General features: G+C 41.9%; 9 protein-coding genes. 5 read left to right on the top strand and 4 right to left on the bottom strand.

What is annotated here, in order from left to right:
* The first annotated feature begins 1 nt into the window (after position 1).
* Positions 2-802, top strand: a complete 801-nt coding sequence (locus BUB99_RS17860; protein WP_073124833.1) for an SDR family oxidoreductase — start codon at positions 2-4, stop codon at positions 800-802.
* A 64-nt stretch (positions 803-866) separates the two neighbouring features.
* On the opposite strand, the gene BUB99_RS17855 is transcribed toward BUB99_RS17860, so the two are convergent.
* The 3 genes from BUB99_RS17855 to BUB99_RS17845 form a co-directional block, all read right to left on the bottom strand.
* Complete coding sequence (locus tag BUB99_RS17855; RefSeq protein WP_170863839.1) at positions 867-1,454, bottom strand: YdcF family protein; 588 nt, start codon at positions 1,452-1,454, stop codon at positions 867-869.
* Between the two features lie 177 nt (positions 1,455-1,631).
* A complete protein-coding gene (locus BUB99_RS17850) occupies positions 1,632-4,661 on the bottom strand; it encodes an ATP-binding cassette domain-containing protein (protein WP_073124829.1) in 3,030 nt (1,009 codons plus the stop codon).
* 117 nt (positions 4,662-4,778) lie between these two features.
* Positions 4,779-5,690, bottom strand: coding sequence for a hypothetical protein (locus tag BUB99_RS17845; protein WP_073124827.1), 912 nt, complete (start codon positions 5,688-5,690; stop codon positions 4,779-4,781).
* 142 nt (positions 5,691-5,832) lie between these two features.
* Here BUB99_RS17845 and BUB99_RS17840 point away from each other — a divergent pair, with 142 nt between their 5' ends.
* Positions 5,833-6,477: a toxin-antitoxin system YwqK family antitoxin gene (locus BUB99_RS17840; RefSeq protein WP_084190647.1), complete on the top strand. Its 645-nt coding sequence runs from the start codon at positions 5,833-5,835 to the stop codon at positions 6,475-6,477.
* Here the strand turns inward: BUB99_RS17840 and BUB99_RS17835 are convergent.
* Entirely contained in the window at positions 6,471-8,210 is a 1,740-nt protein-coding gene (locus BUB99_RS17835) for a tetratricopeptide repeat-containing sensor histidine kinase (RefSeq protein WP_073124824.1), read from the bottom strand. The genes BUB99_RS17840 and BUB99_RS17835 overlap by 7 nt on opposite strands.
* A 387-nt stretch (positions 8,211-8,597) precedes the next feature.
* On the opposite strand from BUB99_RS17835, the gene BUB99_RS17830 reads away from it, so the two are divergent.
* From BUB99_RS17830 to pnp, 3 genes are all read left to right on the top strand, one after another.
* The gene (locus tag BUB99_RS17830; RefSeq protein ID WP_073124822.1) at positions 8,598-10,397 is read left to right on the top strand and encodes an LptF/LptG family permease; all 1,800 of its coding nucleotides are present in this window, start codon (positions 8,598-8,600) and stop codon (positions 10,395-10,397) included.
* Between the two features lie 57 nt (positions 10,398-10,454).
* Positions 10,455-10,730 (top strand): 30S ribosomal protein S15, encoded by a 276-nt coding sequence (gene rpsO / locus BUB99_RS17825; RefSeq protein ID WP_073124821.1) that lies wholly within the window; start codon positions 10,455-10,457, stop codon positions 10,728-10,730.
* A gap of 119 nt (positions 10,731-10,849) precedes the next feature.
* Positions 10,850-12,991 (top strand): polyribonucleotide nucleotidyltransferase, encoded by a 2,142-nt coding sequence (pnp, locus tag BUB99_RS17820; RefSeq protein WP_073124819.1) that lies wholly within the window; start codon positions 10,850-10,852, stop codon positions 12,989-12,991.
* Positions 12,992-13,250 lie beyond the last annotated feature (259 nt).

Raw genomic sequence — 13,250 nt, 5'->3', positions numbered from 1 at the left:
CATGAAATACTTTGAAGGAAAACATATCTGGATCGTAGGAGCATCTAGCGGCTTAGGTGAAGGATTAACTCATTTTTTGAGTGATGTAGATTGTACTTTGGTGTTGTCAGCACGGAGAGAAGAAGAGTTGATCCGTGTGCGGGAGGCCAACAAAGATAAAAAGGCGAAGTTCGTCATAGCTCCGTTAGATCTGGCCCAACCAGAAAGGATTGATCAGTGCGTTGCAGAAGTAGAAGAACAGATTGGCTACATTGATATCATGATTCAGAGTGGCGGGATTAGTCAGCGTGATACGGTACTCAATACATCGATGGAGGTACAGCGCCAGATCATGGAGGTCAACTACTTTGGTGCGATACACCTATCCAGAGCTGTCTTGCCTAAGATGGTCGAGCGCCAGTCAGGGATGCATGTCGTCGTGACTAGTGCTGTCGGGATCATTAGCACGCCGTTCCGGTCTGGGTATTCTGCTTCTAAACACGCCCTCCATGGATTCTATGATGCACTACGAGCAGAACAACATCAAAATAATGTTAAAGTTACATTGCTCTGCCCTGGGTATGTGCACACCAATATTTCCTATAATGCGCTTATGGGTGATGGATCTCAGCAGCAGAAACTGGATAATGCGCAAGCCAATGGTCTGTCGGTAGAGCAGTTTTGTGAGATCGCTACCAAGGCCATTGCAGCTGAAAAAGAAGAGGTCTATATAGGAGGATTCAAAGAAGTGATGGGTATCTACGTCAAGCGTTTTTTTCCAGGTTTATTTTCTCGCATCGTACGAAAGATTGCAGTGACTTAATTTGGGGCAAAGTAGATACATTGGGTAATGATTTCTACCCTCAGTTGAACTGTCCAGTGAAAGGCTAGATATACCCTAGTAGTTTATACGAACCCAATCCAACCCATTCTTTGATGAGCATAGACCAAGTTTGAATACTTTCGGTTTTTGGGATGAAAAGCGCATCAGGAGTCCAATGAATCTCCCCACCGTAATAGTCTGTAGGGAAGGTATCTGCGGTGACACCTAATTTTTGAAAGCATCCTTTTGCTCGTCTGATATGAAAGGCTGAGGTGAAGAGTATTGTGGTTTCGTTTGTAGTTATTTGTTGGGTCGAGTAGAGTGCGTTTTCATGGGTGTTTCGAGATTGATCCTCGATGAAAATGGCCGTACTATCTACACCGCACATCTGAGCAAAACCTGCCAGAGCATGACTTTCCTTTTTGCCATCATAGCCCACCACTCCTGAGCCACCAGATATTAAAATCTTTTTCACTTTTCCGAGTTTGTAGAGTTGGATCGCATGTACGATACGGTCAGCACCTTTGTTGAACTGCACTCGATCATAGGGCGGACGATTGGGCTCGGTGATGCCTGCCAGTACGATAGCCCAGTCGTAGTGCTTCGTAATTTCGGTGTACAACACTGGGGTGGGTTCCCAGAGATTGATCATCCATTTGGAGAGGAGTGGATTAGAGAAGAATAGTAAAGAGACTATCCCTAACAGGAACAGTCTCTTTTTCGTTTTTGTATTCCTAACGCACCATGAGCTAAGCAAGAGTATCATGCTAATACTCAAGGGCATGATGAGCCAGTACACGATTTTGGATAAGACAAAAAGCATACGGGCTTATCTACCGAAACTGTTGACGATTTTCTTCAATACATCGAAATATAGCGTCAAAAAGAGAATATGTGACATAATCCAGATGATAATTACATTGAAAGGTAATGTGTCGTAGTACTGTCCCATAAAGTGCTTTTCTGGTGCGTAAAAGTGAGATCTGAAATCCAATGGCCCATTGGCGGAAGGACGTTTATAGATAGGGTAGATCTTTTGGATGAGTGCATCGTCAGTGACCAAGAGTCTATTTTTAGTCGTGGTGTTTTTGAGAAAGAAACTGATAGACTCATTTTCATTTTCGCTACGCAGTTTGATCAAAGCTTTGGCTTTCTCTGGCGTATCGGACATGGATTGAGACAGTCCATCTCTCTCTTGTGACGCTGTTTTCATACGTTGGTTATGCACTTTTTTCATGATTTTGATGAAGTGTATCGTTTCGTCATATACGTCTTGATCAAACCTGTCTATGGTCAAACCATCAATGGCTTTGAATTTTCCATCAGGGACGTTAAAGGCTTTCATTTCTTGAGAAAGCTCTTTTTGAGCGAGAGCTAGTTGTTGACTGACTTTGTTCTGTATGGCTTTGTCTTCAGTTTTGTGGTTTTTCAGTGCATAGTCCACAGCATTTTCGATGGCAGGGTAGAAATATACACTCTTAAATTCTGAATTGGCAATAGTTTGATCGTATTCGAAAAAGTGTTTTTTGAAAGCATTGTCTTTGAACTGGCTCACTACGAGTGCTTCATAGCCCCATTTAGAAGCCATCATTTCTCCGATGATCGGTACTTTGTTGTCATTGCTCAGTAGAGGGTTGAGTTTGTCGAAGTTGACTACCACACCACTCAGAATCAACTGAGGAATCAATAATAAGGGGATTAAAATATAGATCGTGACGGCAGAGTTGAAGGCAGACGATATATTGAGTCCTAGTATGTTGGCAAAGCATGAAATGGAGAATAATACTAGCCAAAATGAGATGGACATGCTTTGTATCTCTAATACCCAGTCACCTATAATGACAAACATCAAAGTCTGCACAGCGGATAGTACAAAGAGTATGGACATCTTAGAAACTAGGTAACTGCTACGACTGAGGTTGAGGAAGGATTCTCGTTTCAGAATTTTTCTGTCCTTGAATATCTCCTCAGCACTGACGGTTAGTCCCATGAACAGTGCCACGATGATGGACATGAAAAAGAACGCAGGAATGTTTGGATTCTGCGCAAAGGAGTAATCTTGGCCTTTGGCAGAATACCGAATGATGAATGCCAATAGAAGCGCAAGTATAGGTGCTTCTAAAAGGTTGATAATCAGATATTGTTTGTTGCTCAATTTAGCGGCTAGATCTCGTTTGGAGAAGATCATCAGCTGCTTGATCTTGTTCGGGATATTGAGTGTTTTTTCTGGCTTTTCTGTAGCTTCTTCTGCCTTTGGTACTTTGATCTTTACGTTGAAGAGCATGTTCCAGTCCTTTGGACTTAGTTTTCGGGTGTCCGTGAGCTGACCGTATTCATCGACGACTTTGGTTTCGATGATGTTGAAAATCTGCTCGGAGTTGACATTACCACACTCCACGCAGGACCCATCATCTTTGTCCATGAGTTTTACGATCTTCTTGAAATAGATGACTCCCTCTACAGGATTGCCATAGTAGATTTGATAACCGCCGACATCCAGAATGACCAGTTTGTCAAACATCTTGAAGATATCCGATGAGGGCTGGTGGATCACGACGAAGATCATTTTTCCACGGAGGGAAAGCTCTTTGAGCAGATCCATGATGTTTTCTGAGTCTCGTGATGATAGGCCAGAAGTAGGTTCATCTACGAACATGACCGAAGGTTCACGAAGGAGTTCTAGTCCAATGTTGAGTCTTTTGCGCTGTCCGCCACTGATGGTTTTTTCTAGGACAGAGCCTACTTTGAGGTTGCGAGTAGCCAAGAGGCCGAGAGAGGATAGTGTCCCTTCTACGAGTTCATTTAGTTCTTCTGAGCTTCTATCCTTGAAGCATAGTTGTGCAGCGTAGTGTAGATTGTCATAGACGGTGAGTTCCTCGATGAGTAGGTCATCCTGTGGGACATAACCGATGATTCCTTCTATTTTTTCGTGTTCTCGATGGATATCAATTCCGTTGATACGGACAGAGCCAGAAGAGGGGGCGTCATTGCCATTGAGGACATTGAGTAGGGTGGATTTTCCTGCACCACTGCCTCCCATGAGCCCGATGAGCTTGCCTGATGATTCGGCTATGTCTATGCCTCTTAGTCCCTTGTGTCCATTGGGGAATTCGAATTCTACTTTTTCAGCAACGAAGGAGATTTTTGTCTCGTTGGTTTCCTTTCGGTAGTGTGAGATGATGTCACTGTAGAAAATTGGAGTGATTTTCGTGCCTCTAATAGAGCTGCCTGCTGAGAATACTATGGTTTTGTTGGTTCGGATAGGGACACCATTGTTGGTCAAAGGGTCGTCTCCTAGTGCCTTGGCAAAATAGATGTCTAATTTTGGTATCCTATAGAATGCTATGGGGGCGCTCAGGTTCTCTCTGTAGAGGTGCTTGGCATGCGTGAGATCGTCTTTGGTTTCATGGTCGATGAGTAGGATGTTGTCACGATCTAGGTCTGCACGTTCACGACTCATCACGTAAGATTTGATTTCGTCGATTTCTTCATGTGTAAAATGAAAGGCTATACCGATTTGATTGAGCAGGATTGTCTCTCTTTCTGAGACTTCTCCATCTGCTACGATTAGCTCGATTACTTTGAGTACTACTACGATCTTTTGTTGCTGGGTGAACTCCTGATTAACCTGCTTGGCAAGGATGCTTATTTCTTTCTCTTCACTGAATGATACATTTCGACCATTGGCCATGTTAGTAGTCATTTCATCGAATAATCTCAAAAAGCGAAGGCTATCTTTCTGGTTGAGATTTTCTAATAGAAAGTCTTCGATGGCTTTTCGCTCATCAGCCGTTACATCGTCTTCTTTTGCTACTATAGCTAATAGGTGGATGATGGCTCTTAGTAGTTGTTCACTCATAATCTAGGCGTAGTATTGGTGTAGGATATTAAGGCTAAAGATAAGTTATTATGATCTGCATATAAAAAAAGCATTGAATAAGAATCCAATGCTTTTTTAGGACGAAAATGATGTGGCTTATTTCACCATGTCACCTCTAATTCTTTTTACTTCTGTAATGATGTCTATAAGTAGTGCTTTGTCAAGCTTTAAGGTAGGATCTTGATCTGCAATTCTTTGATCGATATCACCTACGTCTTCTTTATAAAGTTCCTTTAAGATGTCAAACTCAGCGATTACATCTGCAATGATCGGGTCACTTTCTAGGTCTTTGAGCAAGTGAATGATATCATCCAAAGATTTCTTTTGATCTATAATCACTCTTACGATGGGCTCTAGGATCAAATCTCTTTGTGCTGCAGGTAGTAGGTCTTCAGGATAAGTGTCTAGCACCATCACAGAAAGGTATAGGCCTTCGATGTAGCTACCAGACAATACCAAAGCAACCATTTGCAATCTATCGGTTTCTTCTAGTTTTTTCTCAGCGACTTCCATAGAGTAGTTGATGAGGTTCGCTAGTGAATCCTTGTTGCCAAGATTTTTTTCAAATCTTTCCATTAGGTCCAATTCGAACGCTGAAGAAATACCAATTTGATCTGCTAGTTTTTGGCTAGTTTCCATGTAGGTCAATGCATCCTGAACCTGATCATAAGAAGAAAGGTACCCAATGTCTGTTGCATAAGCACCTAGGTTCATTGCCGCTTTGTCAGCGGAGTTAAAGTATTTAGAGGCATTGTCAGTAGAGTTGATGATGTCTCCGTTGAAATCTGCACCTGTTGCCATGAGTAAATAAGGCACTTCAGATGGAGGGGGCATATCGTGCACTACTTTGTCGATCTCTTCGATGAGTTCGTGCTCTGCTTTTTCGAAAACCTCAGCTTGTGCGTCTAGCTCTCCTTGTGATTTTTTCTTTTCACCTCCACAGGCAGTAGCTAATATAGCGATAGCGCCTACTGCAGAAATGTTCAGTATGTGTCTTATGTTGATCATTGTTAGTTATGAATTTTCCTAGCTCCAATTTTAACGCATTTTTGTAAAGTAATAAAGTACTGGCATGTTTTATTTGGTGGAGTTCTTACGCTTTTTTGTGGATGAATAGTGGAATTTCTTCTTTGGACAACTAGTGATTGATATGATACAAAATATATGGAGTAGGAGTGTTTGGTTGATTGTGTTAGGCGTGTGTTTTTTGGTAACTGAGGAGGGAACGGCTCAGATGCAAAAGGTTTATTATTCTAATAATCAATTGAAGTCTCAAGGGGATTGGAATGATCAGAAAAAGCAAGGGGAGTGGCGTTTTTACTATCCCGATGGACAATTAAATGCTGTGGAAAATTACAAAGACGGAATGCTAGATGGAGAGGTGATCCTCTATTACCCGTCGGGTGAAATGTTAAGTCAAGAGAGGTATGAACTAGACGTCCCAGTAGATAGTGGCTATTACTATTATGATAATGGACAACTCAGAAGAAAGGGGCGGTTTGAATCAGGGTTGTACGAGGGAGAGTGGTTGACCTATCATGAGAATGCTACCCTCAAAAGTAGCGGTATGTATCATTTGGGCCTCCCGCATGGCTACTGGGAAGTCTATGAAGACGATGGGTCTTTGCTACAGACGGGTTATTATAATCAAGGCAAGGAAGGCGGGTTTTGGCAGTTTTATGATGGGGAGGGTAATCTTAGTTTTGAGGGAAACTACCAATCAGGAAAGGAAACGGGCGTGTGGTATCAATACAACAGGAGGGGTAAGAAAAAGCAATACAAAGGTTATCAGTAGGGGATAATGACTTTGAAAGTAGTGCCGATATTAAGGAAGCTTTCAAAGGATATTTTACCACCTAGTTTTTCTACGGCTGATTTCAAAAGGTAGAGTCCGAGACCAGTGCCTTTGGTTTCGTTATTGGCTCGGAAGAACATATCGAATATTTTGGCTTGATTTCTTTCTTCGATTCCTATTCCTGTGTCATGTACCTGGATGACCATGTCACGCTTTCTGCCATAGATTTTGATATTGACTCGACCGCTTTCTTGTGGTTTGGAGTACTTGATGGCATTTTCTATCAGGTTTTGGATGATGGTTGTGATTGTACTTACATCAGAGTACATATCTAAGTTTTCATCGATTTTGATTTGAACATCTAACTCGGAGAAGTTCTCCATGTAGCGATACGAATCAATTACATCTGCTAGGATTGCTTCGAAATTGATTCTAATCTTTTCCAGTCTTTTTTCCTTGATCTGTGTGACATTGATAAAGTCCAGTACGATGTTATTGAGGCGATTGATTTCTTTATTGTAGATTTCAAAGTACTCCAGTGGTTTGGGGTCTTTGATGTCATGCTCTACGATAGTAAATAGCCCCATCAGCGAAGAAATAGGTCCCCTCAGGTCATGTGCTACCTTATAAACAAAGGTGTCTAGTTCCTGATTCTTCTTTTCTATATTTTCATTGATAGCTTTTTGCCAACCAGCTTCTTTTTCAAGGAGTTCCATTTCGGATAGTGACTTGATGCTGCTGATTACATTTTGGGTCTCTTTGCTCTCAACTAAATTTTTGAACTCGGTGTAGGATTCCAAATAGGAGAGTGCATCTTCAGGTTTTCCTTCAGATTTAGCGATCTGATAGAGGACATTGTATGCTTTGTATAGTAGGAGGTAGTGTTTGTGAGATTTTCCGATTTGCAAGCTTTCTTGCAGTATAGATTTGGCTTGTTCATTGTTGCCGAGACGAAAGTACAATATACCCAACTTGTTGAGCGTCATCATCTGCCCTAGCTGATCGCCTATCTCAATATGAATCTCCTTGCTTTGTAGGAGCAATGTTTCCGTACGTTCATATTCATTTTTAGCTAGAGCGACTTTTCCTTCTCCGTAGTAGGCAAATGCCAGTCCTCGCTTGTCCTTTGTTTTCTTTTTAAGACGGATGCTTTTAAGGATCGTTTTTTCTGCTAAACCAATATCACCTCTTTTGAGATAAATCCCCGACAGTGGATTGTAGGCATTTGACATGCCATTGTCATCCTTGTTGAGTTTAGAGATTTCAATACACTTTAGGTAGGTCTCTTCAGCCTTGGTGTAATCGTTGAATAATTCATAGATCGAGGCGATGGCTCGCAGAGATCTGGATTGTCCAAATAGGTCTTCTTCTTTCTTGAACAATTCATAGCTTTCTAATAGGTATTTGAGTGCTTTATGGTAGTTGTCCGTCTTGTATAGTGTGCTACCGAGGGTATAGTAGCACATCGCCATGCCTCCGTCGATATGGTTTTTCTCAAAATACTTAAGGGCCTTTTGTGTGTAGATATCACTTTGTAGGTTGTCGCTTAGGATCATGTAGTAGTATCCTAGGTAGCAATTGGCAAACGCTTGGTGATAGTCGTCGTAGTTGAGCGCACATCTATTGATGACTTTGTGCGCTATCTGAATAGCTCCAGGCAAATCACTGACGCGTTGCTCAAATGATTTTTTTAATAACGTGTCTAGTTTCTTATTTAAAGAAATGGCAGTCATTCAGATACAAAAGTTAATTTTTCTCGAATTAGGCTAATAACAGTCTCAAATATAATCAGCTATTTGAATTTTGAACTATTATTGATTGAAAGCATTGCTTTCATCTAGTTATACCCCAAGGTTTTAAAAGAAAAATACAATTGAGGGAAGGGTGGGAGAGTTACTGGTGAATGCAAATGCCAGCGGGATGTTTTGATTTCAAGGATTTAATGTGAGCTTTGCAGCGTAGACCATTTGGAAACTGAATGAATCGTTCAAAGAAAATATTTTTGCTAATCGCACTGCTCTTTTTGATTATTCTAATCTTTTTTGTGATGGATTTTGCCAAACGGACAACCTTTAGACGGGCTACTAGTTTGATTTCTTTGACGCAATAAGTCTCTGTACATGAAAAAGCTGGACAAGCTCATATTACAATCCTTTATTGGACCTTTTATCCTGACGTTTTTGGTCGCTGTATTTATACTGCTAATCCAATATATGCTCAAGTACTTTGATGACTTCATAGGAAAGGATTTAGGTTTTGGGGTTTTTGGAGAGCTAATGATGTATTTCAGTATCAATATGGTGCCGATGGCACTGCCACTGGCGATATTGATTTCTTCATTAATGACCTATGGTAAGCTCGGTGAACACTTTGAACTCACTGCAATAAAGAGTGCAGGAATTTCTTTACCGAGAGTACTGCTTCCAACATTTATTTTGGTCATTTTTATTTCTATTGGAGCATTTTTCCTCAACAACTACCTCGTGCCACATGCTAATTTGCGCGCTTATAGTTTGCTCTATGATATTAAGCAGCAAAAGCCGGCTCTTGATCTAAAAGAAGGTCAGTTCTATGCGGGTATCCCAGATTACAGTATCAAGATTCGTGAGAAGCACAAAGACGGAATCGCCATGTCTGACGTGGTGATTTATGATCATACCAATTCGAATGGAAACAAGAAAGTGATTTTGGCGGACTCTTGCCGGATGTACACTTTCATCAACGATCGGTACCTAATGATGGAACTCTACCGGGGCAACCACTATGTCGAGGAGGAAACCAAATCGTCCCGCCAGTCAGATATTCCTCAGTTGGTTCGAACCAAATTTGACCGGATGGATATTGTATTCAGTTTGTCTTCCTTTGACTTGGACAGAACGGACATGGATTTATTTTCGGGGAATAGATATATGAAGAGTGTTAAGGAGCTGGGGCAGAGTATAGACTCGATGAAGATTGATCAGTCAGAAGTGCATTTTAAGCTATACAGCTCCGTAGCGACAAGTTATCGGTTGATTATGGGCGGGTATATACCACCATCAGAGGAGTTGGTAGCCATGCAGTACAAAAAAGATTCTCTGTCGCGTTTGCGGACTGAGCGGGATAGTTTGTCCAAAGTAGCCGAGTTGCCTGAGGTGTCGGAGGCGCCAAATGTAGACTCTACTATTGGTAGAGTAGCCTTAGATACGACAGAGTTAGACTCTCTCAAAGGGAAAAAAGCACCAAAGAAATATGTTGCACGGCCTTCTGTGGCGGCTGGAGGTAGTGTTGTTCAAGAACGGGAGATGAACAAAGAACAGAGTATCAGTAGTGTTATGAGTTTTTTGGAGAACAAAAAAGAAAAGAAACTCAAGAATGATTCGCTAATGCTGACTATGGCCGAATTGGATACAGTCAAGGCTCGTGTAGATACTTTTTTCTTGCCCGTCACGAAAAATAAGCAAGTAGCAACCAAGGCGTTGAGTATAGCTAGAGGGATCAAATCCTCTATCAATAGTTCAATCAACCGAACGACTTATTTCAAACGAGCGATAGACTCTCATACTGTGGAGCGATATAAGAAGTATGCTCAGTCGTTTGCCTGTATTGTTATGTTTTTGATAGGTGCTCCACTTGGTGCGATTATCAAGCGAGGAGGGCTGGGGATGCCTGTCATCGTCGGGGTGGTATTTTTTATCATTTTCTATGTGTTCACGAGTGCCAGCGACAAGTGGGCCAAGGGAGGTATAGTCGATGGGTTATATGCTGCATGGATGGCTGACGCAGTACTGTTGCCCTTTGGCGTGTTCTTTTTGATACAGGCGTGGAAAGATGCTAAACTATTTGATACCGATTTCTACAACGTGATCATAGAGAGAGCGATGCGTGTTTGGGGTAATAGGCAAGAGCTGATGGCCAAATTTACTTTGAAAAGACGGTAGGTTATTGGGGTATATTTGTCTAACTTTGCCGCTTAGTTTATTAAAATTTTACTAGTCATGTATTTAGAAACAGAAAAGAAACAAGAGTTGTTTGCAAATCATGGTCGGTTGAAAGCGAAAACAGATACTGGCTCTCCAGAATCACAAGTAGCGCTCTTCACTTACCGAATCACACATTTGACGGAGCACTTGAAAACGCACAAAAAAGATCACTCTACTAGAAAAGGTCTTTTGAAGTTGGTAGGTAAGAGAAGAAAACTTTTAGATTACCTTATGAAAAACGATATCGAACGCTATAGAGCAACAATTGCTGATCTAGGCATTAGAAAATAATATTATGCGCAAAAAGGGAATTCTTACGGATTCCCTTTCTTGTTCTTTCTCACTCCATGTTAATTGAAATTTTGACATCACTCACACTCAATCATTAGTCAAAATTTAAAACATATTTTATGTCATTAAACGTAGTAAACAAGTCCGTTAAGTTAAAGGACGGCAGAGAAATTACGATTGAAACCGGTAAATTGGCCAAGCAGGCTGATGGTTCTGTAGTTTTGAAAATGGGCAACACCATGTTGCTCGCAACTGTAGTGTCTGCTCCAGACGCTAAAGAAGACGTGGATTTCCTCCCATTGTCTGTAGATTATCAAGAGAAGTTTGCTTCTGCTGGTAAAATCCCAGGAGGATTTTTGAAAAGAGAAGGTAGACTTTCTGACCAAGAAGTATTGATTTGTAGATTGGTAGATAGAGCTTTGAGACCTTTGTTCCCAGGTGATTATCACGCGGATACACAAGTTTTCATCCAGTTGATCTCTTTGGGAGAGGATGATCTTCCAGATGCATTGGCTGCATTTGCTGCTTCTGCCGCGATCGCTGTTTCTGACATTCCGTTCAACGGGCCTATTTCAGAAGTACGCGTGATCTTCAAAGACGGAGATTACCACATCAACCCAACGAAAACACAAATGGAAGGCGCTGAGCTAGACATGATTATAGCAGGTTCTGCTACAGAGATCATGATGGTGGAGGGCGAATTGCAAGAGGTGTCTGAAGACGTGATGATCGGAGCGATCAAAGCAGGACACGAGGCGATCAAAGACCAGTGTGCATTGCAGTCAGAGTTGGCTGAGGCGGTCGGAGCATCTGTCAAAAGAGAATACAACCACGAAACGCATGATGAAGCACTTGCTGCCGATATCAAAGCGAAGACCTACGACAAAGTGTACGCAGTAGCCAAAGAAGGTCTGGCGGACAAAAACTTGAGAAAGCAAAAATTCGGAGCAATCTATGACGAGTATGTAGAGGCGCTTCCAGAATTGCCAGAAGGCGAAGAGTACAGCAAATTCTTGCTAAAGAAATATTACCACGATGTGGAAAAAGAAGCCATCAGAAACGTAGTGCTAGACACTAGAGTACGTCTTGATGGTCGTCAATTGGACGAGATCAGACCGATCTGGAGTGAAGTAGATTACTTGCCGTCAGCACATGGTTCTGCGGTGTTTACGAGAGGGGAGACCCAGTCGTTGACATCTGTGACATTGGGTACCAAGATGGATCAGCAAATGATCGATGGAGCGGTACACTCTGGATACAACAAATTCATCCTACACTACAACTTCCCTGGTTTCTCAACGGGTGAAGTAAGACCTAATAGAGGTCCTGGACGTAGAGAAGTAGGTCATGGTAACCTCGCTTGGAGAGCATTGAAGCCAATGTTGCCACCAGACGATGAAAATCCATACACGATCCGTGTAGTTTCTGATATCTTGGAATCAAACGGTTCGTCATCTATGGCGACTGTATGTGCGGGTGCGTTGGCACTCATGGATGCTGGTGTGCCGTTGAAGAAGCCTGTATCAGGTATTGCGATGGGTATGATTTCTGATCCTGTGACTGGAAAGTATGCCATCCTATCGGATATCTTGGGTGATGAAGATCACTTGGGTGACATGGACTTCAAAGTAACCGGTACTGCGGATGGTATCACTGCTTGTCAGATGGATATCAAAGTAGACGGGTTGTCTTACGAAGTATTGACCGAAGCGTTGATGCAAGCCAAAGCGGGTAGAGAGCATATCTTGGGCAAAATTACCGAGACATTGTCTGAGCCTAGAGCGGACTTGAAATCTCACGCGCCTAGATCTAAGGTCATCAGAATACCGAAAGAATTGATCGGTGCTGTGATCGGACCTGGCGGTAAGATCATTCAGGAAATCCAAAAAGAATCTGGTGCGACCATCGTAGTGGACGAGGATGACAAGAATGGTATCGTGAGCATATTCGCTACAGATGGCAATGCGATGGAGGATGCGGTTAGACGTGTCAACAACATCGTAGCAATGCCAGAAGAAGGCGAAATCTATGTCGGTAAAGTGAAGTCGATTCAGCCTTTCGGTGCATTCATCGAATTCATGCCTGGCAAAGACGGATTGCTACACATCTCTGAGATCAAATGGGAACGCGTCGAGAAAATGGATGGCGTCATGGAAGTAGGAGAGCAAGTGAAAGTCAAATTGATCGAGATCGACAAGAAGACTGGCAAATTTAGATTGTCTAGAAAAGCGATTCTGCCTAAGCCTGAGAAAAAGGACTAAGGTTAGATCACTTATGAAAATACAAAAGGTCATTCTTCGCAAGAGGAATGACCTTTTATTTTTGAAAGTCTTTTCGCTATAACGTAGTTACCTGAGTTCGATTAATAAAGGATATAAATTATACTGTCTGAGCGATAGCGAGTTTATAATTTTCTAGCCTTTTTGCTTCCTTTTTTGGCGGTAAAAAAGAAGCGTTTACCTGCCGGAAGCATGGTCTGTCTGGCTTGAAGACAAAGAACAATTCTAAATGGATTGTTTG

The sequence above is a fragment of the Reichenbachiella agariperforans genome, from assembly GCF_900142205.1.
GTDB classification, from domain to species: Bacteria; Bacteroidota; Bacteroidia; order Cytophagales; family Cyclobacteriaceae; genus Reichenbachiella; species Reichenbachiella agariperforans.
The sequence above is the reverse complement of the archived record's forward strand: the minus strand, read 5'-3'. Positions and strand labels throughout refer to the sequence as shown.

Excerpts from the sequence above, each read along its gene's own strand:
- BUB99_RS17845 (WP_073124827.1), bottom strand. The coding sequence starts at position 5,690 with ATGATCAACATAAGACACATACTGAACATTTCTGCAGTAGGCGCTATC.
- BUB99_RS17860 (WP_073124833.1), top strand. The coding sequence starts at position 2 with ATGAAATACTTTGAAGGAAAACATATCTGGATCGTAGGAGCATCTAGC.
- BUB99_RS17830 (WP_073124822.1), top strand. The coding sequence starts at position 8,598 with ATGAAAAAGCTGGACAAGCTCATATTACAATCCTTTATTGGACCTTTT.
- BUB99_RS17855 (WP_170863839.1), bottom strand. The coding sequence starts at position 1,454 with ATGATCAATCTCTGGGAACCCACCCCAGTGTTGTACACCGAAATTACG.
- pnp (WP_073124819.1), top strand. The coding sequence starts at position 10,850 with ATGTCATTAAACGTAGTAAACAAGTCCGTTAAGTTAAAGGACGGCAGA.
- BUB99_RS17835 (WP_073124824.1), bottom strand. The coding sequence starts at position 8,210 with ATGACTGCCATTTCTTTAAATAAGAAACTAGACACGTTATTAAAAAAA.
- rpsO (WP_073124821.1), top strand. The coding sequence starts at position 10,455 with ATGTATTTAGAAACAGAAAAGAAACAAGAGTTGTTTGCAAATCATGGT.
- BUB99_RS17850 (WP_073124829.1), bottom strand. The coding sequence starts at position 4,661 with ATGAGTGAACAACTACTAAGAGCCATCATCCACCTATTAGCTATAGTA.
- BUB99_RS17840 (WP_084190647.1), top strand. The coding sequence starts at position 5,833 with ATGATACAAAATATATGGAGTAGGAGTGTTTGGTTGATTGTGTTAGGC.